The sequence below is a fragment of the Burkholderia sp. MSMB1498 genome (genome assembly GCF_001526245.1).
In the GTDB taxonomy this organism is placed as follows: Bacteria; Pseudomonadota; Gammaproteobacteria; order Burkholderiales; family Burkholderiaceae; genus Burkholderia; species Burkholderia savannae.
Map to the genome: position 1 here is coordinate 247832 of NZ_LOYJ01000066.1, position 23981 is coordinate 271812.

The 23981-nt window shown below is 73.3% G+C and carries 13 protein-coding genes; 11 read left to right on the top strand and 2 right to left on the bottom strand.

Annotated elements, in window-relative coordinates:
- The first annotated feature begins 67 nt into the window (after positions 1-67).
- The 3 genes from WS91_RS13345 to WS91_RS13355 are packed head-to-tail and all read left to right on the top strand — an operon-like array spanning position 68 to position 3479.
- On the top strand, positions 68-1159 hold the full coding sequence (locus WS91_RS13345) for an alcohol dehydrogenase catalytic domain-containing protein (RefSeq protein WP_059670394.1): 1092 nt from the start codon (positions 68-70) through the stop codon (positions 1157-1159).
- A gap of 32 nt (positions 1160-1191) precedes the next feature.
- Positions 1192-2736 carry an FGGY-family carbohydrate kinase gene (locus WS91_RS13350; protein ID WP_059670395.1) on the top strand — a complete coding sequence of 515 codons (1545 nt, stop codon included), beginning with the start codon at positions 1192-1194 and terminating at the stop codon, positions 2734-2736.
- Positions 2733-3479, top strand: coding sequence for an SDR family oxidoreductase (locus WS91_RS13355; protein WP_059575001.1), 747 nt, complete (start codon positions 2733-2735; stop codon positions 3477-3479). Before WS91_RS13350 ends, WS91_RS13355 begins: the two co-directional genes overlap by 4 nt.
- Positions 3480-3677: 198 nt before the next feature.
- On the opposite strand, the gene WS91_RS13365 is transcribed toward WS91_RS13355, so the two are convergent.
- Positions 3678-4325, bottom strand: a complete 648-nt coding sequence (locus WS91_RS13365; RefSeq protein ID WP_038743068.1) for an aspartate/glutamate racemase family protein — start codon at positions 4323-4325, stop codon at positions 3678-3680.
- Positions 4326-4526: 201 nt separating this feature from the next.
- Between WS91_RS13365 and WS91_RS13370 the strand changes: the two genes are divergently transcribed.
- The 7 genes from WS91_RS13370 (at position 4527) to WS91_RS13400 (ending at position 11576) form a co-directional block, all read left to right on the top strand.
- Entirely contained in the window at positions 4527-5174 is a 648-nt protein-coding gene (locus tag WS91_RS13370) for an RNA polymerase factor sigma-70 (RefSeq protein WP_059574999.1), read from the top strand.
- Between the two features lie 87 nt (positions 5175-5261).
- A complete protein-coding gene (locus WS91_RS13375) occupies positions 5262-5504 on the top strand; it encodes an MbtH family protein (RefSeq protein WP_038743066.1) in 243 nt (80 codons plus the stop codon).
- Between the two features lie 40 nt (positions 5505-5544).
- Positions 5545-6561, top strand: a complete 1017-nt coding sequence (locus WS91_RS13380) for a TauD/TfdA family dioxygenase (RefSeq protein ID WP_038743065.1) — start codon at positions 5545-5547, stop codon at positions 6559-6561.
- Positions 6562-6575: 14 nt separating this feature from the next.
- Complete coding sequence (locus tag WS91_RS13385) at positions 6576-7523, top strand: ABC transporter ATP-binding protein (RefSeq protein ID WP_059574994.1); 948 nt, start codon at positions 6576-6578, stop codon at positions 7521-7523.
- Complete coding sequence (gene fhuB / locus WS91_RS13390; RefSeq protein ID WP_059670397.1) at positions 7520-9631, top strand: Fe(3+)-hydroxamate ABC transporter permease FhuB; 2112 nt, start codon at positions 7520-7522, stop codon at positions 9629-9631. Before WS91_RS13385 ends, fhuB begins: the two co-directional genes overlap by 4 nt.
- Complete coding sequence (gene fhuF, locus WS91_RS13395; protein ID WP_059647934.1) at positions 9628-10434, top strand: siderophore-iron reductase FhuF; 807 nt, start codon at positions 9628-9630, stop codon at positions 10432-10434. The genes fhuB and fhuF overlap by 4 nt, the downstream gene beginning before the upstream one ends.
- Positions 10435-10490: 56 nt before the next feature.
- Positions 10491-11576 carry an iron-siderophore ABC transporter substrate-binding protein gene (locus WS91_RS13400; protein WP_082758186.1) on the top strand — a complete coding sequence of 362 codons (1086 nt, stop codon included), beginning with the start codon at positions 10491-10493 and terminating at the stop codon, positions 11574-11576.
- A gap of 312 nt (positions 11577-11888) precedes the next feature.
- On the opposite strand, the gene WS91_RS13405 is transcribed toward WS91_RS13400, so the two are convergent.
- Entirely contained in the window at positions 11889-13640 is a 1752-nt protein-coding gene (locus WS91_RS13405; RefSeq protein WP_059574986.1) for a cyclic peptide export ABC transporter, read from the bottom strand.
- A 393-nt stretch (positions 13641-14033) separates the two neighbouring features.
- Between WS91_RS13405 and WS91_RS13410 the strand changes: the two genes are divergently transcribed.
- Positions 14034-23975, top strand: a complete 9942-nt coding sequence (locus WS91_RS13410) for a non-ribosomal peptide synthetase (RefSeq protein ID WP_059670399.1) — start codon at positions 14034-14036, stop codon at positions 23973-23975.
- The last annotated feature ends 6 nt before the right edge of the window (positions 23976-23981 follow it).

Genomic DNA, 23981 nt, shown 5'->3' on the forward strand with positions numbered 1-23981 from the left:
TTGCCCGCTCGCCGGCCGTTTCATCCGGCATCCCTTTTCATTGAACCCAGCCAGACAAGCCCAGACCATGACGAATCGAGACAACGAAACCCGGCAGATGACGGCGATCGTCTGCCACGCCCCCGAGGACTACCGCGTCGAGCGCGTCGCGAAGCCGCGCGCGCGCGCGTGCGAGCTCGTGATCCGCATCGGCGCGTGCGGGATCTGCGCGAGCGACTGCAAGTGCCATTCCGGCGCGAAGATGTTCTGGGGCGGCCCGAGCCCGTGGGTCAAGGCGCCCGTGATTCCCGGCCACGAGTTTTTCGGCTACGTCGAGGAACTGGGCGAGGGTGCGGCCGAGCACTTCGGCGTCGCGCTCGGCGATCGCGTGATCGCCGAGCAGATCGTGCCGTGCGGCAAGTGCCGCTATTGCAAGTCGGGCGAGTACTGGATGTGCGAGGTCCACCACATCTTCGGCTTTCAGCGCGAGGTAGCCGACGGCGGGATGGCCGAATACATGCGGATTCCGCCGAACGCGATCGTCCACAAGATCCCGCTCGGCATCTCGCTCGAGGATGCCGCGATCATCGAGCCGCTCGCGTGCGCGATCCACACCGTGAATCGCGGCGACATCCAGCTTGACGACGTCGTCGTGATCGCGGGCGCGGGGCCGCTCGGCCTGATGATGACGCAGGTCGCGAGGCTGAAGACGCCCAAGCGGCTCGTCGTGATCGATCTCGTCGCCGAGCGGCTCGCGCTCGCGCGCGAGTACGGCGCGGACGTGACGATCGATCCGGCGCGCGAGGATGCGCTCGCGATCATCCGCGACCTGACGGGCGGTTACGGCTGCGACGTCTACATCGAGACGACCGGCGTGCCCGCGGGCGTCACGCAAGGCATGGACCTCATCCGCAAGCTCGGCCGCTTCGTCGAGTTCTCGGTGTTCGGCAAGGACACGACGCTCGACTGGTCGATCATCGGCGATCGCAAGGAGCTCGACGTGCGCGGCGCGCATCTCGGCCCGTATTGCTATCCTGTCGCGATCGATCTGCTCGCGCGCGGGCTCGTCACGTCGACGGGCATGGTCACGCACGGCTTCTCGCTCGAAGAGTGGGACGAAGCGATCCGGGTCGCGAATTCGCTCGACTCGATCAAGGTGCTGATGAAGCCGCGCGGCTGACCGCGCGCCGCTCACCGAAACGCGGAGGCGACATGGAATGCGTGATTGGTGTCGACATCGGCACCCAGAGCACGAAGGCGATCTTGGCCGGCGTCGACGGCGCGATCGTCGCGCAGCACGCCGTGGCGTACCGGCCGGACACGCCGAAGCCGCTGTGGGCCGAGCAGTGGCCCGCCGTGTGGTTCGACGCGGTGCGCGAATGCATCGCGCGCGTGGCGGCCGACGCGCGCGCGGCGGGCATCGGCGCGGCGTCGATCAAGGCGCTTTGCGTGAGCAGCCTGTACGGCGGCTCGGGCATTCCGGTCGATCGCGACATGCGGCCGCTCCATCCGTGCCTCATCTGGATGGACCGGCGCGCGACCGACGAAGTCGACTGGGTGCGCGCGCACGTCGACGTCGAGCGGCTCGGCGCGATCACGGGCAACGGCGTCGACAGCTACTACGGCTACATGAAGATGCTTTGGCTGCGGCACAAGCGGCCCGACGTGTGGGCGAACGTCCGCTACTTCGTGCCGCCGAACGCGTACGTCGCGTATCTGCTGACGGGCGAGCTCGCGGTCGACCACAGCGCGGCGGGCAACATCGGCGGCGTCTACGATCTGGGCCGCCGCGATTGGTCCGACGAGGCGCTCGACATGCTCGGCATCCCGGCGACGATGATGCCGGAGCGGCTCGTCGATTCCGACGCGGCGGTGGGCTGGCTGCTCGGGCGATGGGCGGACGAGCTCGGCCTCGCGGCCGGCACGCCCGTCATCGCGGGCGGCGTCGACGCGGCCGTCGCGACGTTCGCGGCGGGCGCCGCACGCCGAGGCCGGCACGTCGCGATGATCGGCACGAGCATGTGCTGGGGCTACATCGCCGAGACGACCGACGCGCGGCGCGGCCTCGTCAGCATGCCGCACGTGTTCGACGGCCGGCGCGACCTGTACGTGTTCGGCGGCGCGATCGCGGCGGGCGCGTCGGTGTCGTGGTTTCGCGAGCAGTTCTGCCACGCGGAGATCGAGGCCGCGCGCGCGAGCCCGGGCGGCGACGCACATCGCCTGCTCGAAGCCGCCGCCGCACAGGTGAGCGCGGGCAGCGACGGCGTGATGTTCCTGCCGTACCTGATGGGCGAGCGCAGCCCCGTGTGGGACGCGAAGGCGAGCGGCGCGTTCGTCGGCCTGTCGCTTTATCACACGCGCGCGCATCTGTATCGCGCGGTGCTCGAAGGCGTCACGTACGCGCTCAGGCACAACATCGCGGCGGGCGCGGCCGGCGCGCTCGCGCTCGACGAGCGGCTCGTCGTGGTCGGCGGCGCCGCGCATTCGGATCTGTGGATGCAGACCGTCGCGGACATCACGGGCTACCCGGTGTGGACGATCGCCGAGGACGTCGAAGCCGCGATGGGCGCGGCGCTGCTCGCGGCGCTCGGCGCGGGGCTCGTGTCGCGCGCCGCCGCGCGGCGCGGCTGGGTCACGCTCGCCGAGCGCGCGCGCCCTGACGCGCGGCGCACGGCGCTTCACGACGCGCGCTTCTCGCTCTACGCCGGGCTCTACCCGGCGCTCAAGCCCTTCATGCACGGATTGCAGACATCATGAGCGTCGCCTTCGATTTCAACGGCCGGTCGTTTCTCGTGACGGGCGCGTCGAGCGGGATCGGCCGCGCGACGGCGGTTGCGCTGCGCGGCTGCGGCGCGCGCGTCGTCGCGGCCGCGCGCAATCGGGGCGCGCTCGGGCGGCTCGCGGACGAGACCGGCTGCGAGCCGCTCGAGCTCGACGTCGGCGACGACGCATCGGTGAGCGCGGCGTTTTCCGGCGAGCGGGTGCGCGGCGCGTTCGACGGGCTCGTCAACTGCGCGGGCGTGACGAGCCTCGCCGCGGCGATCGACACGACGGCCGACGACTTCGACCGCGTGATGGCCGTCAACGCGCGCGGCGCGTTCGGGGTCGCGCGGCGCGTCGCGCGCGCGATGATCGGCGCGGGGCGCGGCGGCAGCATCGTCAACGTGTCGAGCCAGGCGGCGCTCGTCGCGCTGCCGTCGCATCTGAGCTATTGCGCGTCGAAGGCTGCGCTCGACGCGATGACGCGCGTGCTGTGCGTCGAGCTCGGGCCGCACGGCATCCGCGTGAACAGCGTGAATCCGACCGTCACGCTCACGCCGATGGCCGAGGCGGCGTGGAGCGATCCGGCGCTGAGCCGGCCGATGCTCGCGTCGATTCCGCTCGGGCGCTTCGCGAGCGAAGCGGACGTCGTGGCGCCGATCTTGTTCCTGTTGAGCGATGCGGCCGCGATGGTGAGCGGCGTCGCGCTGCCGGTCGACGGGGGCTACACGGCGCGGTAGCGCGGGCGGTTCGGCGCGTGGCGGGCGAAGAGAGCGAAGAGAGCGAAGAGAGCGAAGAGAGCGAAGAGAGCGAAGAGGGTGAAGACGGCGAGGCGCGCCGGACGCCTGGCGCGGGGGCCGCGCACGCCGGCGGGCCCGCTCGCGCCGCCGCGCATCACGAACACGTCACGAGCGCATCACGAGCGCATCACGAACACGTCACGCGCGCAGAAGGCTCGCGAGCGCGGCCTGCGGCACCGTGAGCGGCGGCGGCCCGAGCGTCACGTCCGGCGCGGCGATCGCCATCGACGTCTGCGCGAACGCGACGACGTCGAAGCGCTGCGCGTACGCGGCGTCGGCCGCCTGCGCGAGGCGCGCGCGGTAGCCGGCCGCATCGCCCGCATGAAAGCGCGCCCATGCGTCCGGCACGATTCGCACCTCCACTTGCGCGCCCGCGCCGCGCGCCGCCGCTTCGAACAGCCGGCGAGTCGGCCCTTGCGTGCTCGGCGCCGCGCACAGCACGGCAATGCGCCGGCCGGCGCGCGCGCATGCGCGAGCGAGCGCCGCGTCGGCGCGCACGATCGGCGTCGGATGCGCGGCGAGCGCGTCGACGCTCGGCCCGAGCGTCGAGCACGTGAGGAGCGCCGCATCGGCCCCGCGCGCAAGCGCGACGAGCGCCGCGCGGGTCGGCCCGGCGACCGATTCGGGCAGGCCGGCGCCGGCCGCGGCCGCGCGCTCGGCGGCGGCGAGCAGGTCGGAGCGCACGCCGTGCATGAGCGATCCGGGCGCAAGACCGAGCGCGGCGGCCGCCTGCTCGAAGAGCGGCACGTTGCTGTCGGCGGTGTGCAGGCATGCGATGAGCGGCATCGAGGGAAGGGTCGCGACGGACGCGATGGAAAGGGCGGATGCCGCATCGTACCGTCATCGTTGCATCCGCAGCAATGATTGACGACCGAAGCGCCGCAATACGAGATATCCCGCGAGATTATCAGGTTATAAATAAATCAGATTGAGAACGATTCGCGTTTACGTTAGATTGCCGCCATTGGGCAAACATCTGGAGAATCCATGGCGGCAGTGCTCGCCCGGCCGGCGCCGGCAAAACCGTTACCGATCCCCGATTCGCACGCGGTGCTTCCGCCTGGCCCGCGCGCGGCGTCCGCTCCCGCGCACGGCGCGCTCGTGGACGTGCTCGTCGCGAACCGGCCGATGCTCGTCAAGCTCGCGCGCGGCTTCGTCGGCTGCGCGAGCCGGGCCGAGGACGTCGTGCACGACGTGTTCGTCAAGCTCGTCGATTTCCCGAACCAGGAGGCGATCCGGCAGCCGGTCGCATACGTGACGCGGATGGTGCGCAACGCGTCGATCGACGCGTGCCGCCGCCAGACGCTCGAGAACACCTACCACGCCGACGAGGACGACGGCCTCGACGTGCCTTCGCCGGAGCTGTCGCCCGAGGCGGCGCTCGTCGTGCGCGACACGCTGCGCCACGTGTACGACGCGCTCGCGCAACTGCCCGCGCGCAGCCGCGCCGCGTTCGAGATGGTGCGGCTGCGCGAGGAGACGCTGCAAAGCGCCGCGCGCGCGCTGAACGTATCGCAGACGCTCGTCCATTTCATGGTCCGCGACGCCGAGCGGCACTGCATGGCGTGCGTCGACGCGTCCGAGCGCGGGCTCGCATGCCCGGCGTTCTGCGGCGGCCGCGCGCGCGGCCGGTAAAAAAATGCGCGCGCGATTCGTCTATCGAGTAGACGCGGCGCACGCCGTGCGCCGTCCATCCAACTTTTCCAGCGAGCTTTCCCGATCATGACGCAAGCCCAGCCACCCGCGAGCGCGCCGGCCGACGCCGACGACGTCGTCTACGCGGTCGTCGTCAACGACGAAGAGCAGTACTCGATCTGGCCGACGTTCCGCGCGGTGCCGGCCGGCTGGCGCGAAGTCGGCGTGCGCGGCCCGAAGGCCGACTGCCTCGCGCATATCGAGGCCGTGTGGACCGACATGCGTCCCGCGAGCCTGCGCCGTCACCTGGACGCGGCGAACGCGTCGTAAACCGGCGCGCGTCGCGTCCGTATCGCAAGAGGATTCCCGGATGACTCAGCTTTCGATGCCGGCCGTAGCAGCCCGCCCGACGCTCGACGACCTGCGCGTCGAGCCCGGCCTGCCGACCGTCGTGTCGCCGCGCGATGGCGCGGACATCGCGCTGCACGAAGCCGCGCCGCTGTTGCGCGAGATCGCGAACGACGTCGTCGAGCGCGCGGGCGGCGTGCTCTTCACCGGCTTTCGCGTCGCGTCGATCGAGACGTTCCAGCGCTTCGCGGCCGATTTCGGCGATCCGCTGATCGGCTACGAGTTCGCGTCGACGCCGCGCAGCCAGGTGGAGGGCGCGGTCTACACGTCGACCGAATACCCGCCGCACCGCTCGATTCCGCTGCACAACGAGCAGTCGTACACGCGCGAATGGCCGCTGCGGATCTGGTTCCACTGCGCGCTCGCCGCGCGCACGGGCGGCGCGACGCCGATCGCCGACAGCCGCGCGGTTCTTCGCGCGCTCGATCCGGTGCTCGTCGCGCGCTTCGCGCAGCGCGAGCTGCTGTACGTGCGCAACTTCGGGCAAGGGCTCGATCTGCCGTGGCAGCAGGCGTTCGGCACCGGCGATCCGCGCGAAGTCGAGCGCATCTGCGCCGCGCGCGGCATCGACTGCGAATGGCGCGAAGGCGACGACGACGAGCCGCTGCTGCGCACGCGCGAGCGCTGCCAGGCGGTCGCGCGCCATCCGCGCACAGGCGAGCTCGTGTGGTTCAACCAGGCGAATCTCTTTCACCTGTCGGCGCTCGACGAGGACATGCAGGAGGCGCTCGTCGACGCGGTCGGCATCGAGAACGTGCCGCGCAACGTCTATTACGGCGACGGCGCGCCGCTCGAGGCGGACGCGCTCGCGCAGATCCGCGGCGTGCTCGACGGGCAGCGGATCGTGTTTCCGTGGCGGACGGGCGACGTGCTGATGCTCGACAACATGCTGAGCGCACATGCGCGCGATCCGTTCGAGGGGCCGCGCAAGGTCGTGGTCGCGATGGCGCGGAGCTACAGCGAAAAGAAGGGGAGTTAGCGGATGACGAAACAATGAAGAACGAAGCGGTGGCGGCACTCGCGGCGCGTGCGTTGAGTGTCGGCTACCGGGATCATCGGGTGCTCGACGGCCTCGATCTGTCGATCGCGGCGGGGCGCGTGACGGCGCTTTGCGGGCCGAACGGCTGCGGCAAGAGCACGCTGTTGCGCACGCTCGCCGGGCTGCAGCCCGCGCTGGCGGGCGCGGTCGAAGTCGATGGCGCGCCGCTCGGTTCGTACCGGCGGCGCGCGCTTGCGCGCACGCTGACGATGCTCGCGCAGTTCAACCAGATTCCCGCGGGGCTCACGGTGCGCGAGCTCGTCGCGTACGGCCGCTACGCGCACGGACGCTGGCTGCGCGGGCTATCGCGCACCGATCGCGCCGCGATCGACGAAGCGCTCGCGGCGACGGGCCTCGAGCGGGACGCGGCGCGCGACGTCGCCGCGCTGTCGGGCGGCGAGCGGCAGCGCGCGTGGATCGCGATGGCGCTCGCGCAGCAGGCGCCCATCGTGCTGCTCGACGAGCCCACCACCTATCTCGACATCCATCACCAGCTCGACATCCTGCGCGAGTTGCGCCGGCTCAATCGCACGCGCGGCCTCACGATCGTCTGGGTGCTGCACGACCTCAACCAGGCGGCCGCGTACAGCGACGAGATCGTGCTGATGCGCGCGGGCCGGATCGTCGCGCAGGGCACGCCCGACGCGATGCTCGAGCCGCATCATCTGCAGACGGCGTTCGGCGTGACGATGCTGAAGACGTCGCACCCGCTCACGGGCGCGCCGATGTGCGTGCCCGCATACGAGGGCGTGCTCGACGCCGATCCGGCCGCGGGCGTCGGCGAAATCGGCGGCGACGGTGAAGGCGACGCGCGCGGCGAAGACGAGGGGGCCGGGGAATCCGGGGAATCCGCCGCGCGTCGCGCCGACGCGCGTGCGCCGCAACGGGATCTCGCCGCATGACGACGCTCGCCGTCCGCAAGCGCCTGCGCGGCGGCGCGCGCGCGCGCGAAGCGTCGCGCGCGGCGCCGGCGAGCCGCGTCCGCGCGATTGCCGGCGCGCTCATCGCGCTCATCGTCGCCACCGCCGCGATGCGGCTCGCGCCCGAGCTGCGCGCGTGGCTCGCCGCGCCGGACGGCAGCGACGCCGCGCAGCTCGCGCACATCATGCTGTTCGAGCTCGCCGCGCCGCGCGTCGCCGCGGCGCTCGTCGCGGGCGGCTGCCTCGCGGTCGCGGGCGCGCTGTTCCAGTCGCTCACGCGCAACCCGCTTGCCGCGCCCGATCTGCTCGGCATCACGGGCGGCGCGCAGCTCGGCCTGGTCGCCGCGATGCTGGTGCCAGCGCTGGCCGCTCATGCGTCGGTGCCGCTGCTGTTCGTCTGCGGGCTCGCCGCCGCCGGCTGCGTCGCGGCCGCCGCGGGCGGCTGGCGCGCGACGCCGTTGCGGCTCATTCTCGCGGGCAGCGTGTGCATGCTGCTGTTCTCGGCGATCACGACGCTGTTGCTCGCGTTCTTCGAGGAAACGGTCGCCGGCGCGTCGCTGTGGGCGAGCGGCAGCCTGTATCAACCGGGCGCGGCCGGGCTGCGCGACGCGCTGCTGTGGCTCGTCGCGCCGCTCGTCGCGCTGCCGCTCGTGATCCGGCCGCTCGATCCGCTCGCGCTCGGCGACGACGCGGCGGCCGCGGCCGGCGTGCGCGTCGATGCGACGCGGCTCGCGGCGACGCTCGTGGCGGTCGGCTTCGCGAGCGTGGCGGTCAGCATCGCGGGGCCGCTATCGTACGTCGGCCTGATCGCGCCGAACCTGATGCGGCAGGTGCGCGGCGCGAAAGCGTCGAAGCTCGGTGCGCTCGTGCCGCTTGCCGTGCTCGCGGGCGGCGCGCTCGTGCTCGTCACCGACAGCGCGGTGCTCGCGTTCGGCCTCGATTCGACGCTGTCGACGGGTGTCGCGATCGCGTTCGTCGGCACGCCGCTGATGCTCGCGATGATCCGGCGCGGCGCGGCGTGGTCGGGCGCGGCGCAGCAGGCGGCTCACGCGCAGGCGAGCACGCGAGGCGGCGCGCGCGTCGTCCGCGCGCTCGCCGCGCTGCCGTGGCCCGCCGTCGCGGCGCTGCTGCTGTTGACGGGCGCTGCGGCGCTCGCGGCGGGCGCCTCGTTCGGTCCGGTGTGGATCGGCCCCGGGCGCTGGATCGCGGCGCTCGCGCAGCGCGACGACGTCGCGCGAATGATGCTCGAGCTGCGCGTGCCGCGGCTGCTTTGCGCGCTGCTCGCGGGCGCGCTGCTCGGCGCGTCCGGCGTGCTGATGCAGAGCGTCGTGCGCAATCCGCTCGCCGGGCCGGAAGTGCTCGGCGTCACGCAGGGCGCGGGGTTCGCGACGCTCGCCACGCTCGTCGCGTGGCCGCTCGCCGCGCACGGCACGCTCGTCGCCGCGTCGCTCGCGGGCGGCGGCGCCACGCTCGCGCTCACGCTCGCGCTCAATCGCAGGCATCGCTATGCGCCGCTCGCCGTCGCGCTGTCGGGCATCGTGATCGGCACGCTGTGGACGACGCTCGCGCAATGGCTGATCACGCAGGAGAGCGTGCAGCCCGCGCGCTTCGTCGTATGGCTCGTCGGCGGCACGTACGGGCGCAGTTGGGGCGAGGTCGTCGCGCTGCTGCCGTGGTGCGCGCTCGCGCTGCCGGCGCTCGCGCTGCTCGCGAAGCCGCTCGATCTGCTCGCGCTCGGCGACGACCAAGCGGCCGCGCTCGGCTTGCCGATCGCCGCGCTGCGCCCGCTCGTGCTGACGATCGCGACGCTCGCCGCCTGCGCCGCGGTCGCGGCGGTCGGCCCGGTCGGCTTCATCGGGCTGATGGCGCCGCATCTCGCGGCGATGCTCGGCGCGCGCGCGCATGCGACGCGTCTCTGGGTGGCCGCCGCGTGCGGCGCGCTCGTGCTCGCGGCGGCCGACATCGTCGCGCGCACGCTGCTCGCGCCGCGCGAGATTCCGGCCGGCGTGCTGACGGCGCTGATCGGCGCGCCGTATCTGCTCGCGTTGCTGATCGCCGAAGCGCGGCGCGAGCGGCGGGGCGGACGGTGACGGCGCGCGTTCGCGCGACGCGCTTTTCGACGTTCGCGCCGGCATCGATCGCGCATTACCTCGAGCATGTGTGGCTCGGCGCGCCTGACGCGGGCGACGAGCCCGCGCTCGCCGCCGACGGAGGCGAACCGCCGGAGCTGATTCCGGCCGCGGCGCTCGCCGGACGGCGCGACGCGCTCGTCGCCGCGATGGTCGCGCTGTACGGCGGCGACGCGTGCGCGCACGCGCGCGCGCTGCTGTCGCAATGGAGCAAGTACTACTTCAACCTGGCCGCGTCGGCGGGCTTCGCCGCCGCGGTGCTGCTCGGGCGGCCGCTCGACATGACGCCGCAGCGGATGCGCGTCGTGCTGCGCGCCGGCATGCCGAGCGCGCTGATCTTCGACGCCGACGCGCTGCGGCCCGCGCAAGCCGAGCCTGCGCCGCGCTACGCGGCGCTTGTCGACCACCTGCGCGCGACGATCGATTCGCTCGCCGCGCTCGCGAAGCTGTCGCCGCGCGTGCTGTGGGCGAACGCGGGCAACCTGCTCGACTACCTGTTCGAGCAATGCGCGCACGCGCCGCGCGCGGCGGCCGACGCCGCGTGGCTGTTCGGCCCCGTCGACGCGCGCGGCGAAGCGAATCCGCTGCGGTTGCCGGTGCGCCGCGTGAAGCCGTGCTCGGCGCGGCTGCCCGATCCGTTCCGCGCGCGCCGCGTGTGTTGCCTGCGCAATGAAATTCCTGGGGAAGACCAACTGTGTGGAAGCTGTCCGCTGTTGTTGACGATGTGCGACGACGAGCTCGCGAAGCAGGACGCCGCGCATTGACGGCGCGGGCGCGACGCTCGCCGGCCGGCGAGCGCGCGGCATCGTTCGTTCGGGCGATGCCGGTCGCGGGTGCGACGCTCGCGACGCGCGCGTGGCGAGCGCAGCCGTCAATCGGAGCGGCGGGCGGCGCGCGAGGAGCGCCACTGCGGGCCGCCGCCGTCGCGACGCTCACCGTCGTCGCGCTCGCATTCGCACCGCTCGCATACGCCGGCGAGCTGCCCGCCGCCTGCCGGCCGCTCGCCGGCGATCCGACCGTGTCGCAGTTCAGCCGCGCGTTGCCGGTGCGGCCGATGCGCATCATCGTGCTCGAATTCATGTTCGCCGAGGATCTCGCCGCGCTCGGCATCACGCCGGTCGGCATGGCCGATCCCGCGTACTACCCGATCTGGATCGGCTATGACGACGCGCGGCTCGCGCGCGTGCCGGACGTCGGCACGCGGCAGGAGCCGAGCCTGGAGGCGATCGCGGCCGCGAAGCCGGACCTGATCCTGGGCGTCGGGCTGCGGCATGCGCCGATCTTCGACGCGCTGTCGCGAATCGCGCCGACCGTGCTGTTCAAGTACAGCCCGAACTACGTCGAGGACGGCCGGCAGGTCACGCAATTCGACTGGGCGCGCGCGATCCTGCGCACGATCGGCTGCCTGACGGGGCGCGAGCAGCAGGCGCGCGAGGTGTTGGCGCGGGTCGACGCGGGGCTCGCGCGCGACGCCCGGCGGATCGCCGCGGCGGGGCGCGCGGGCGAGCGCGTCGCATGGCTGCAGGAGCTGGGCTTGCCGGATCGCTACTGGGCGTTCACGGGCAACAGCGCGTCGGCGGGCATCGCGCGCGCGCTCGGCCTCGATCCGTGGCCGGGCGAGCCGACGCGCGAGGGCACCGCGTACGTGACCTCGGAGGATCTGCTGAAGCAGCCGGACCTCGCCGTGCTGTTCGTCAGCGCGACGCAGCCGGGCCTGCCGCTCGACGCCAAGCTCGACTCGAAGATCTGGCGGTTCGTGCCGGCGCGCAAGGCGGGCAGGGTCGCGCTCGTCGAGCGGAACATCTGGGGGTTCGGCGGGCCGATGTCGGCGTTGCGGCTCGCCGACGAGATGACGGAGCGGTTGCTGGCGTTGCCGAAACCGGATTCGCGCGCGCAAACGCGGTGACGCTTGCTGTCGTCATCAACGACCAACAGCCAACGGCCAACAGCCAACAGCCAACGGCTAACGGCCAATGGCTAACTGCTAATGGCAATGGCCGGGGGCCGACGGCGACGGGCTGTGCGACAAGCGCGCTTGCGGATACTCCGTCCCCGGCCGAGGCCCGCTAGGGCGGTAGATTCGGGCGATTCATTTCAAGTCGTCTCCTTTCGGGAGGGGAACCCGAAAAAGACGCCCGCCCGGCGAACCGGGAGGGCGTCTTGAAACGGCTTCGATTCCGTGGGCCGCGTCACCGACCGACGACGACGCGCCGCGCGCTCACGCTACCGTCGCGTTCTCGTTCGCGAGCGCCGCGTGTCGCGCGCCGTATGTCTCGCTGACGATCTTGCCGTTGTCGAGCTTGAGCACCCGGTCCGCGATCGGGAAGTACCGATCGTCGTGGCTGATCACGACCACCGTCTTGCCGCGCGCGCGCAGCTCCGGCAGCAGTTGCTCGTAGAACACCGCCTTGAACGCCGGGTCCTGATCCGCCGCCCATTCGTCGAACAGATACAGCGGCCGATCCTCGAGATACGCGACGACGAGCGCCAGCCGCTTGCGCTGCCCGGTCGACAGCGCGCGCGTCGAGAACGCGCCGTCGACGACCTGCACCTTGTGGTCGAGCGCGAGTTTCGCGACGAGCGCGTTCGCGCGCGCGTCGGCCTGCGCGCGCGCCGCGTCGTTCGGATCGACGATGCCGAGCAGCGCGTCGAACAGATGGAAATCGTTGAACACGGCCGAGAAGCGCTCGCGGTACGCGGCGCGCTCGGGCAGGCCAACCGGCTTGCCGTCGAGCTCGATCGCGCCGCTTTCCGGCTCGTAGAGGCCCGTGAGCACCTTCGCGAGCGTCGTCTTGCCGCTGCCGTTGCCGCCGACGATGAACACCAGCTCGCCCGGCTTCAGCGTGAGATCGATCGGGCCGACGCGGAACATCCGCTCGTCGCGCTCGTGGAAGTACGAGTGCGTGACGCCGCGCAGCGCGAGCGTGTCGAACGGCGCGTGCGACGCGGATTCGTCGGGCGGCGGGGCCGTGCGCAGCGCGCCGAACTGCGCCATCAGCTTCTCGATGCGCTCGAGCGACACGCGCGCCGCGTTCAGCGTCGGCACGTTGTTGAGCAGCCCGTCGAGCGGCAGCAGCATGAACAGGAACACGACGACGTAGCCGGACGCCGCGGGCGCGTCGCCGCGCACGCCGAGCGCCGGCCAGAACGCCGCGACGCCGAGGAACACGTAGAACAGGAACACGATCCAGCCGACGCCGATCGCGTATGCGCTGAACGCGCGGCGCCGGTGGTCGCGCACTTCGGCGATCGCGGCGCCCAGTTGGCCGTCGACGAACTGGCGCGAGCGCGCCTGGTGCAGCTTCAGCTCCTTCGCGCCCGAAAAGAGCGCGCCGAGATAGCCGAACAGCTTGTCCTGCGAGCGGCCGGCGTCCTCGAGCCACGCGATCGCGCGCTTGTCGCCCGCGTGGTAGCCGAGCGAGCCGACGACGATCGCCGCGACGGCGAGCAGGCACACGGGCCACGACAGCCACGCGAGGTAGCCGAGGCAGCCGAACACGATCGAGCCGTGCATCACGAGGTTCGGCAGCGCGAAGAACAGCATCGACACGTTGGTCGCGTCGTCGGTCAGCACCGACTGGACGGGCGCCGCGCCGATCCGCTCGACGTCCTGCAGTTCGGCCGCCGCGACGCGCCGCGCGACGTGCTCGCGCAGCTGCGCCATCGTGTCCTGCGACAGGCGCGCGAACAGCACGCCCGTCACGATCCGGGTCACGAGCGCGATCACCGCGCACAGGCCGAAGCGCCACGCGAGCATCGCGTCGGCCGCCTGCGGCTCGGACAGCGCGCGGCTCAGCGTCGCGACGAGCAGCACGCTCGACGCGCCGTTCAGCACGCACGCGGCGAGCGCGATCCCGAACGTGCCGCGGGAGCGGTTCAGGAGCGCGAGAATCAGGCGCCGCGCGTACTTCGCGGCGGGTTGGGAATCGGTCGAGGGCGGGGCGTCGAGGCGCCCGGTGGCATCGGTCATCGGCGGAGCACTGGTCAAGAGGAGTCGGGGCGGCGCTTCGGCGCGGCGAAGCGAACGGCGAGGCGTGAGCGCGCCTCTCTGACTGCTAGACGAACGGGCGAGCGCAATCTTTACCCGCGCGGCGTTACCCGCGCGATGCGCCGGCGAACGGCGCAGGCGGCGCCGCTGCCCGCGGGCTCGGGAAGCGAGGCCGACGTGCCGCGCATCGGGCGTCGCGCCCGGCACGCGGGCGAGTGCGGGCGGGCGCGGGCGAGGCAGGGCGAGGCAGGGCGAGGTAAACAACTCGGTAAAAAATTTCGCGCGTGATTCGTCTCACTGTTGAAGCGGCCCTCTCGCGGCCGGCGACATGAACGAAGCGGCCGAAGCGGCCGGACCCAACGGACTTCACGCCCTATGACGAGCTTTCCGACTGCGCTGCATCATCGAATCCACGCGCTCGCGCGACTCGCCCCCGACGCGCCCGCGCTCGCGTCGTTTGCGCCCGACACCGTGCGCCTCACGCGCGGTGAACTCGACGACCGCGCGGCGCGCCTCGCCGCGAAGCTGCGCGCGGCGGGCGTGACGACGGAGGTGCGCGTCGGCGTGTGCGTCGCGCGCTCGTGCGATCTGTTCGTCGCGCTTCTCGCGGTGATGAAGGCGGGCGGCGTGTTCGTCGCGCTCGATCCGCGCCATCCGGCCGCGCGCCTCGACTGGGTCGCGCAGGACGCGGGGCTCGCGCACGGCATCGTCGACGCGTCGGCCGACGCCGCGATGCGCGCGCGCTTCGCGCAGTGCTTCGATGTCGCGAGCGTCGCCGGGGCGGCCCCGTCCGAGCCGCGCGTGCACGGCGACGAGGCGGGCGGCGCGGTCCATCCGCGCGCGGCCGCCTACATGATCTACACGTCCGGCTCGACGGGCACGCCGAAGGCAGTCGTCGTCGAGCACGGCCCGCTCGCCGCGCACGGCGATGCGCTCGCCGAATCGCTGCCGATCGGCCCCGACGACCGCGTGCTGCATTTCGCGTCGGTGAATTTCGACGTCGCGATCGAGGCGTGGCTCGTGCCGCTCGCGGTGGGCGGCAGCGTCGTCATCAGCGATCCGCCGCCGTTTCCGCCCGACGCCGCGCATGCGCTGATCCTGCGCGAGCGCGTGACGAACACGACGCTGCCGCCCGCGTACCTGCGCGAGTTCGCGGCGGTGTGCGCGCGCGAAGGCGTGCCGCCGTCGCTGCGCGTGCTGCTGTTCGGCGGCGAAGCGATGTCGCAGGACGCGTTCGACGAGATCCGCCGCGTGTTTCCGTCGATCCGGCTCGTGAACGGCTACGGGCCGACCGAAACCGTGATCTCGCCGATGCTCTGGCCGGTCGATCCGGGCACTGCGCCCGCGCTCGACGCCGGCAACGGCTACGCGTCGCTGCCGATCGGCTGGCCGATCGGCCGGCGCGTCGCGCGCGTCGAGCAGGCGAACGGTCCGGTCGCGCGCGGCGACGCGGGCGAGCTCCTGCTCGGCGGCACGTGTCTCGCGCGCGGCTATCACGGCCGCCCCGCGCTGACGGCCGAACGCTTCCTGCCGGACCCGACCGGCGAGCCGGGCGCGCGGATCTACCGGACGGGCGACCTTGCGCGCGAACGCGCGGACGGCTCGTTCGACTATCTCGGCCGCATCGACGATCAGGTGCAGGTGCGCGGCGTGCGCGTCGAGCCGGGCGAGATCGCCGCGTGCCTGCTCACGCACGCAGGCGTGCGTGACGCGGGCGTGCTCGCCGAGACGGCGGGCGGGCGCACGCAACTGATCGCGTGCGTGGCGCTCGCTAACCGTCGGGGCGACGCGCACGCCGGCGCCGGCGATTCCCGGTCGAACGCGCAGCCGGACGACGACGCGCTGCGCGCGCACATCGCCGCGCACCTGCCCGCCGCATGGCTGCCGCACCGGTTCGTGCGTTTCGACACGCTGCCGTACACGCTGAACGGCAAGCTCGACCGCGCGGCGCTGCGCGACGCGGTCGCGGCGCAGCCGATCGAGGCCGCCGCCGATTTCGACGCGCCGCGCACCGACACCGAGCGCCGCGTCGCCGCGCTGTGGCGGCGCCTGTTGAACGATCCCGCGCCGATCGGTCGCGTCGACCGCTTTTTCGTGCGCGGCGGCGATTCGCTTGCCGCGATGCAACTGCAGGCGGCGATCCGGCTCGAATGGCGCGTGAACGTGCGGCTCGACGCGATTTTCGACGACGCGCCGCTCGCCGAGCTCGCCGCGCGCATCGACGGCGCGCAGCCCGAGATGGACAGGCCGGCGGCGAGCGCCATGCCGGCGATGCGCGCCGCGACGGCCGACGCGGCCCAAGCGGGCGGCGCCGTCGAGCGCCCCGCGTCGTTCGCGCAGCAGCGCTTCTGGGTGCTCGCGCGCACGCAGGACGCGGGCGCCGCGTATCACGTGTCGTTCCATTGGGACGTCGACGGCGCGCTCGACATCGATACGCTGCAGCGCGCGCTCGACGCGCTGATCGCGCGCCACGAGGCATGGCGCACGACGCTCGTCGAGAACGACGACGGCATCGTCGTCCAGCGAATCCACGCGGCGCTGCCGGTGCGGATCGCCGCCGTCGATCTGCGCAGCGAGCTCGAATCGTCGCGCGCCGCGCGCCTGGCCGAGCTGACCGAGCGCCACACGAGCGCGCCGTTCGATTTGTCCGACGGCCCGCTCGTGCGTGCGCTGCTCGTGACGCTCGCCGCCGGCGCGCAGCGCTTGCTGTTGACGACGCACCACGCGGTCAGCGACGGCTGGAGCTCGCGCTGCGCGTTCGACGAGCTGACGCGCGCGTATGCGGCGTTCGCCGGCGGTCGCGCGCCCGAGCTGCCGGCGCTGCCGATCCAGTATGCGGACTATGCGCAATGGCAGCGCGACGCGCTCGACGCGGACGAGACCGCGCGCCAGCTCGCCTACTGGCGCGACGCGCTCGCCGACGCGCCCGCGCCGCTCGCGCTGCCGCTCGACCGGCCGCGCGCGGCCGAGCGCGACTATCGCGGCGGGCGGCTTGCGCGGCGTCTTTCGCCCGCGGCGTCCGGCGCGGTGCGCGACGTCGCGCGCCGGCTGCACGCGTCGCCGTTCACCGTGCTGCTCGCCGCGTTCGACGCGTGGCTCTTTCGCGTCACGGGCGAGCGCGACGTCGTCGTCGCCGCGCCGATCGCGCAGCGCGCGCGCCCGGAAACCGCGCCGCTCGTCGGCCTGTTCCTCAACACGCTCGCGCTGCGCGCGCGCGTGTCGCCCGAGCAGTCGTTCGAGTCGCTCGTCGCGTCGGTGCGCGACGCCGCGTTCGGCGCGTTCGCGCATCAGGACGTGCCGTACGACAAGGTGATCGACGCGGCGAAGCCGCCCGTGCGGCGCGGCGACGAGTGGCTGCGGGTCAAGTTCGCGCAGCAGTTCGATCTCGAGCTGTCCGCAACGCTGCCGGGCGCGGCCGTGCGCATGGCGCCGGGGCTCGATCCGGCCGCGCGCTTCGATTACGCGCTCGATTTCACCGACGACGCGCGCGGCATCGAATTCGTCGCCGCGTACGCGCAGGACGGGATCGACGAAGCGACCGCGCACGCTTGGCTCGACAGCTTCGCCGCGCTCGTCGAGGACGCGGTGCTTCACCCGCGCCGCGCGATCGCCGAGCTCGCGATCGCGCACGGCGGCGCGCCGCGCGCGTGGCTCACGGGCCGGCCGCTCGCGACCGCGTCCGACGTGCTCGCGCTCTTCGCGCGCGAGGCGGCCGAGCATCCGCATCGCGTCGCGCTCGCGGACTCCGACGCGCAGCTCACGTTCGCCGAGCTCGACGACGCGTCGAACCGCGTCGCGCTCGCGCTGCGCCGCGACGGCGCGCGCGCGGAGACGCCGGTGGCGATCTGCATCGAGCGCTCGGCGCGCTTCGCGGCCGCGTTCGTCGGCGTGCTGAAATCCGGCGCGTACGCGGTGCCGCTCGATCCGGCGTCGCCGCGCGAGCGGATTGCCGCCGCGCTCGCCGCGTGCGGCGCGCGCCGCATGCTCGCGGCGGGCGATCTCGACGCGCTCGGCGCGTTCGACGGCGTCGCCGTGCAGGACGTCGACGCGTGCGCGCGCGACGCGTCGCTCGCGCACGCCGCCGCGCCGCGCGTGCCGCCGCTGCCCGAGCAGGCCGCCTATCTGATTTTCACGTCGGGCTCGACGGGCGAGCCGAAGGGCGTCGTCGTGCCGCATCGCGCGCTCGCCGACTACGTCGCCGGGATGCTCGACGAGCTCGCGTTCGCGCCCGGCGCGTCGATGGCGATGGTGTCGACGGTCGCGGCCGATCTCGGCCATACGACGCTGTTCGGCGCGCTGTGCTCGGGCCGCACGCTGCATCTGCTGCCCGCGCACGCGGCGTTCGATCCGGACCGCTTCGCGCACGAGATGGCGACGCGCGACGTCGGCGTGCTGAAGATCGTGCCGAGCCATCTGCACGCGCTCCTCGACGCGCAGCGCGCGGCCGACGTGCTGCCCGCGCACGCGCTCGTGACGGGCGGCGAGGCGCTGCCGTGGGCGCTCGTCGAGCGGATCGAGGCGCTCAAGCCCGGCTGCCGCGTGATCAATCACTACGGGCCGACCGAGGCGACCGTCGGCGCGCTCGTGTGCGACACGTCCGCGCCCGAGCAGGCGGATCTGCGCGCGACGGCGGCGGGCGCGAACGGCGTGGCGACGCCCGTTGAGGTGACGCCCGATGCCTCGGCGCGCGGCGTGCCGCTCGGCCGGCCGCTGCCGAACGCGCACGCGTGCGTGCTCGACGCGCACGGCGCGAGCGTGCCCGTCGGCGCGATCGGCGAGCTGTACCTGGGCGGCCCCGGCGTCGCGCGCGGCTATCTGGGCCGCGCGGGCGCGACCGCCGAGCGCTTCGTCCCGCATCCGCACGAGGCGGGCGCGCGCGTCTACCGGACGGGCGACCGCGTGCGGCTGCGCGCGGACGGCCGGCTCGACTTCCTCGGGCGTCTGGACGATCAGGTGAAGATCCGCGGCTACCGCGTCGAGCCGGGCGAGGTGAGCGCCGCGCTGCGCGCGCTGCCCGGCGTCGCGCAGGCGCAGACGCTCGCGATCGAGCAGGACGCGCGGCTGCGCCTCGTCGCGTTCGCGACGCCCGCATCCGGCGCGCGCATTGCGGGCGAAGCGTTGCGCGACGCGCTCGCCGCGCGCCTGCCCGACTACATGGTGCCCGCCGCGCTCGTCGTGCTCGACGCGCTGCCCGTGACCGCGAACGGCAAGGTCGATCGCGCGGCGCTGCGCGCGCTCGCGGCGACGCCCGCCGCCGCGAGCGCCGCCGACGAGGACGCGCCGCAAGGCCACGTCGAAGAAACCCTCGCGGCCGTCTGGCGCGACGTCCTGAAAGCGCCGCGCGTCGGCCGTCGCGACAACTTCTTCGAGCTCGGCGGCGATTCGATCCTCGTGCTGCAGGTGATCGCTCGCTCGCGCAAGCGCGGCGTCAAGTTCACGCCGAAGCAGCTGTTCGACGGCCCGACGGTTGCCGAGCTCGCGCGCGTCGCGGTGGAAATCGACGCCGTCGCGCCGAAGGACGGCGCGACGGCCGCCGCGCGGCAGGCTTTCGCCGCCGTGCCGGACGAAGCGCGGCTCACGCCCGCGCAGCTGCGTTTCTTCGCGCTCGACATTCCGCGCCGCGGACACTGGAACCAGTCGATCGAGCTCGACGTCGCCGGCGCGTTCGATTTCGACGCATTCGCCCGCGCGTTCGACGCGTTGCTGACCCACCATCCGGTGTTCCGCGAGCGCTTCGTGCAAACGGGCGCGAGCGGCGCATGGCGGCTTTGCGTCGCGCCGCGCGCGTTCGACGCGCTGCCGCTCGCGGCCGCCGCCGCGCGCGACGAGGCGGACGCGCTCGCGCAATTCGACGCGCTGCAAAGCACGCTCGACGTGACGCACGGCCCGCTCGCGTGCGCGTTCGCGGCGGCGCTGCCGAATGGGACAGCGGGAACAGCGGGAACAACGGCGGGCGCGACGAAGCTCTATCTGGCGATCCATCACGCGATCGTCGACGGCGTGTCGTGGCGCGTGCTGCTCGACGATCTCGACGCGGCGTACCGCGCCGCATGCGAGCGCCGCGCGGTGCGGCTCGGGCCGACGGGCGCGAGCGCGTCCGAATGGGCGGCCCGGCTCGCGCGCGCGGCCCGCGATCCGGCGGGGCCGTTCGCGGCCGAGCTGCCGTACTGGGCGGCGCTCGCCGCGCCGCACGACGATCTGCGGCTCGACCGCCCCGACGCCGCGGCGACCAACGCGCACGCCGACGTCGTGATCCAGACGCTCGATCCGGCGCTCACGCGCGGCGTGCTGACCGATGCGAACGCCGCGTACCGCACGCATGCGGTCGAGCTGCTGATCGCGGCGCTCGTCGCCGCGCTCGGCCGGCATGCGGGCGCGGCGTCGTGCCGGCTCGAACTCGAAGGGCACGGCCGCGAGGCGCTCTTCGACGACGTCGACGCGAGCCGCACGCTCGGCTGGCTGACGAGCCACTATCCGGTTGCGTTCGCCGTCGAGCCGACGCCGGCCGCCACGCTCGCCGGCGTGAAGGACGCGCTGCGCGCGGTGCCGAACAAGGGGCTCGGCTTCGGCGTGCTGCGCCACTACGGCGACGACGCGACGCGCGCGGCGCTCGCCGCGGTGGAGCGGCCGCGCGTGACGTTCAACTACCTCGGCCAGTTCGACGCGCCGCGCGACGCGGCGCTCGTGCCGCGCTTCGGCGGCGCGGGCCGCGAGCGCGACCCGGCTGGGCCGCTCGGCAACGCGCTCGCGATCCACGCGTACGTCGACGCGAACGATGGCCGTGCGCTGAAAGTGCATTGGGTGTACGGCGCGACGCAGTTCGAGCGCGCGACGATCGAGACGCTCGCCGCGCGATTCGACGCCGCGCTGCGCGAGCTCGCCGCCGCGTGCGCGGCGCGCGTCGCCGAGCGCGGCGCGGGCGCGACGCCCGGCGACTATCCGCTCGCACGCGCGGGCGGCCTCACGCAGGAAGCGCTCGAGCGCCTGCCGTTCGACGCGCGCGCGATCGACGACATCTATCCGCTGTCGCCGATGCAGCAGGGGATTTTGTTCCATTCGCTGTTCGCGCCGGAGCGCGCGACGTACGTGAACCAGCTCGTCGCGACGCTCGTCGCGCCGGACGTCGAGCGGCTGCGCGCCGCGTTCGACGCGGCCGTTCCGCGCCACGACATCCTGCGCACCGGCTTCGCCGCGCACGAGGCCACGCCGATGCAGATCGTCCATCGCCACGCGCGGATGCCGGTCGAGATCGTCGACTGGCGCGGCGCGCACGCGAGCGCCGAGCGGCTCGATGCGGCGCTCGACGCGTGGCTCGCCGCCGACCGCGCGCGCGGCTTCGATCTCGCGACGCCGCCGCTGATGCGCGTGACGCTGATTCAGACGGGCGAGACCGAATGGCGTCTCGTCTGGACCCGCCATCATCTGCTGCTCGACGGCTGGAGCACCGCGCGACTCTTCGCGGACGTGCTGCGCGATTACATCGAGCCGCCGCGCGCGAATCCGTTCGCCGCGCCTGCGCGCACGCGCTATCGCGATTTCATCGCGTGGCTCGCGCGCCGCGACGCCGATGCCAACCGCGCGTTCTGGCTCGAACGCCTCGCGCGGCTCGACGAGCCGACGCACGTCGCCGAGCGCGAACATGGCGCGCACGATGCCGCGCGCGGCGGCGACGCGGCCCGCCGCGCGAACTGGCGCGCGGCGCTGCCCGCCGCCGACACCGCGCGCGTGGCCGAAGCGGCGCGCCGCCTGAAAGTGACCGTCAACACGATCGTGCAAGGCGCCTGGGCGCTCGCGCTGCAGCGCACGACGCACCGCGCGGCGGTCGCGTTCGGCGCGACGGTCGCGGGGCGCCCGGACGCGCTGCCCGACGTCGATACCGTGCTCGGCCTTTTCATCAACACCGTGCCGGTGATCGCCGCGCCGCTGCCGCAGCTCGTCGCGCGCGACTGGCTCTCGAGTCTGCAGCGCGAGAACGCGGCGGCGCTCGAGCACGCGCACACGCCGCTCTACGAAATCCAGCAATGGGCGGGCGCGGGCGGCGCGCTCTTCGACACGCTCGTCGTGTTCGAGAACTACCCGGTCGACGAAGCGTGGCAGGGGCGCGATCCGCGCGCGCTGCACAAGCGCGATCTGCGCAACATCGAGGCGACCGACTTCGCGCTGACGCTCGTGGTCGAGGCGGGCGACGCGCTCGCGATCGACTACGGCTACGATCCCGCGCGGATCGGGCAGGCGCGGGTCGAGGCGCTGCACCGCGCGTTCGCCGCGTGCATCGACGGGCTGATCTCGAACCCGGACGCGCCGCTCGGCGCGATCTCGTGCGCCAGCGCCGACGATCTCGCGCTGATCGCGCGCAGCAACGCGACGAGCGTGAACTGGCCCGACGCACAGCGCGCGCCGCTCTTCACGCAATTCGAAGCGGCCGCACGCGCTCGGCCCGATGCGATCGCGCTCGAATTCGCCGACGCGGCCGACGGCGGCGACGGTGCGCTCGCGCGGATGCGCTACGCCGAGCTCGACGCGAAGGCCGACCGCGTCGCCGCGGCGCTCGTCGCATCCGGCGTGCGGCCCGATTCGGTCGTCGCGCTGTGCGTCGAGCGCTCGTTCGACATGGTCGTCGCGCTCCTCGGCGCGATGAAGGCGGGCGCCGCGTATCTGCCCGTCGATCCGGACTATCCGGCCGAGCGGATCGCCCACCTGCTCGGCGACGCGAAGCCGCCCGTCGTGATCACGCAAGCGCATCTGCGCGCGCGCGTCGACGCGGCGCTGTCGGGCGGAGCCGCCGCCGCCGTCGTGACCGTCGACGCGCTGCTCGAGCGCGCGCCGGCCGCGCGTCCCGGCGGGGCGGCCGAAGGGGCTGAAGGGGCCGAAGGGGCTGAAGCGGCAGAGCTCGCCGAAACCGCTGAGTGCGCCGCTGCGCGGGCCGCCGCGCCCGGCCAGCTCGCCTACCTGATCTACACGTCGGGCTCGACCGGCAAGCCGAAGGGCGCGGGCAACACGCACGCCGCGCTCGCGAACCGGATCGCATGGATGCAGCATGCGTATCGCCTCACGCCCGACGACGTCGTGCTGCACAAGACGCCGTTCGGCTTCGACGTGTCGGTGTGGGAGTTCGTGTGGCCGCTCGCGGTCGGCGCGAAGCTCGCGATCGCGGCGCCCGGCGACCATCGCGATCCGGCGCGCCTCGTCGCCGCGATCGAAACGCACCGCGTGACGACGCTGCATTTCGTGCCGTCGATGCTCGCCGCGTTCGTCGCGCATCTCGACGATTTCGGCGCGGCCGCGCGCTGCGCGAGCGTGAGAACGATCATCGCGAGCGGCGAGGCGCTCGCGCCCGAGCTCGTCGCGCGCGTCGCCGCGCTGCTGCCGCACGCAAGGCTGCACAACCTGTACGGCCCGACCGAAGCCGCGATCGACGTGTCGCACTGGAGCTGCACCGCGGACGACGCGTCAGCGGCCGCGGTGCCGATCGGCCATCCGATCGCGAACGTGCAACTCCATGTGCTCGACGCGGCGCTGCAACCGGCGCCCGTCGGCGCGGCGGGCGAGCTGTACCTCGGCGGCGCGGGGCTCGCGCGCGGCTATCTCGGCCGCGCGGCGCTCACGGCCGAGCGCTTCGTGCCCGATCCGTTCGCACCGGGCGCACGCCTCTACCGGACGGGCGACCTCGCGCGACGGCGCGCCGACGGCGCGCTCGACTATCTCGGCCGGATCGACACGCAGGTGAAGCTGCGCGGCCAGCGAATCGAGCTGGGCGAGATCGAGGCGCTGCTGCGCGCGGCCCACGGCGTGCGCGACGCGGTCGTGATCGTGCGCGACGAGCGGCTCGTCGGCTACGTCGCATGCGCGGCGCCCGCCGAATTCGACGCCGCCGCGCAGATCGAGCGGCTGCGCGCGCAGTTGCCCGCGTACATGGTGCCCGCGCAGCTCGTCGCGCTCGCCGTGCTGCCCGTGACGCCGAACGGCAAGTGCGATCGCCGCGCGCTGCCCGAGCCCGCGTTCGACGAGCGCGTCGTCGACGCGCCGCAAACCGACACCGAGCGCGCGCTCGCGGCGATCTGGCAGCGCGTGCTGAAGCTCTCCGACATCGGCCGCGACGACGATTTCTTCGCGCTCGGCGGCCATTCGCTGCTCGCCGCGCAGGCGAACGCGCAGGCGAACCTGCAGTGGTCGCTGACGCTGCCGCTGCGCGTGATCTTCGACGAACGCACGCTCGCGCGCTGCGCGGCGGCGATCGACCGCGCGTGCGACGCCGGCCGCGACCACCACGCCGCGAGCGCGATCGACGCGCTGCTCGGCGAGCTCGAAGCCCAGTAAGGAGCC

Bases quoted from the DNA above. Each gene is read 5' to 3' on its own strand.
- WS91_RS13345 (WP_059670394.1), top strand. From the start codon at position 68: ATGACGAATCGAGACAACGAAACCCGGCAGATGACGGCGATCGTCTGC.
- WS91_RS13350 (WP_059670395.1), top strand. From the start codon at position 1,192: ATGGAATGCGTGATTGGTGTCGACATCGGCACCCAGAGCACGAAGGCG.
- WS91_RS13355 (WP_059575001.1), top strand. From the start codon at position 2,733: ATGAGCGTCGCCTTCGATTTCAACGGCCGGTCGTTTCTCGTGACGGGC.
- WS91_RS13365 (WP_038743068.1), bottom strand. From the start codon at position 4,325: ATGCCGCTCATCGCATGCCTGCACACCGCCGACAGCAACGTGCCGCTC.
- WS91_RS13370 (WP_059574999.1), top strand. From the start codon at position 4,527: ATGGCGGCAGTGCTCGCCCGGCCGGCGCCGGCAAAACCGTTACCGATC.
- WS91_RS13375 (WP_038743066.1), top strand. From the start codon at position 5,262: ATGACGCAAGCCCAGCCACCCGCGAGCGCGCCGGCCGACGCCGACGAC.
- WS91_RS13380 (WP_038743065.1), top strand. From the start codon at position 5,545: ATGACTCAGCTTTCGATGCCGGCCGTAGCAGCCCGCCCGACGCTCGAC.
- WS91_RS13385 (WP_059574994.1), top strand. From the start codon at position 6,576: ATGAAGAACGAAGCGGTGGCGGCACTCGCGGCGCGTGCGTTGAGTGTC.
- fhuB (WP_059670397.1), top strand. From the start codon at position 7,520: ATGACGACGCTCGCCGTCCGCAAGCGCCTGCGCGGCGGCGCGCGCGCG.
- WS91_RS13400 (WP_082758186.1), top strand. From the start codon at position 10,491: ATGCCGGTCGCGGGTGCGACGCTCGCGACGCGCGCGTGGCGAGCGCAG.
- WS91_RS13405 (WP_059574986.1), bottom strand. From the start codon at position 13,640: ATGACCGATGCCACCGGGCGCCTCGACGCCCCGCCCTCGACCGATTCC.
- WS91_RS13410 (WP_059670399.1), top strand. From the start codon at position 14,034: ATGACGAGCTTTCCGACTGCGCTGCATCATCGAATCCACGCGCTCGCG.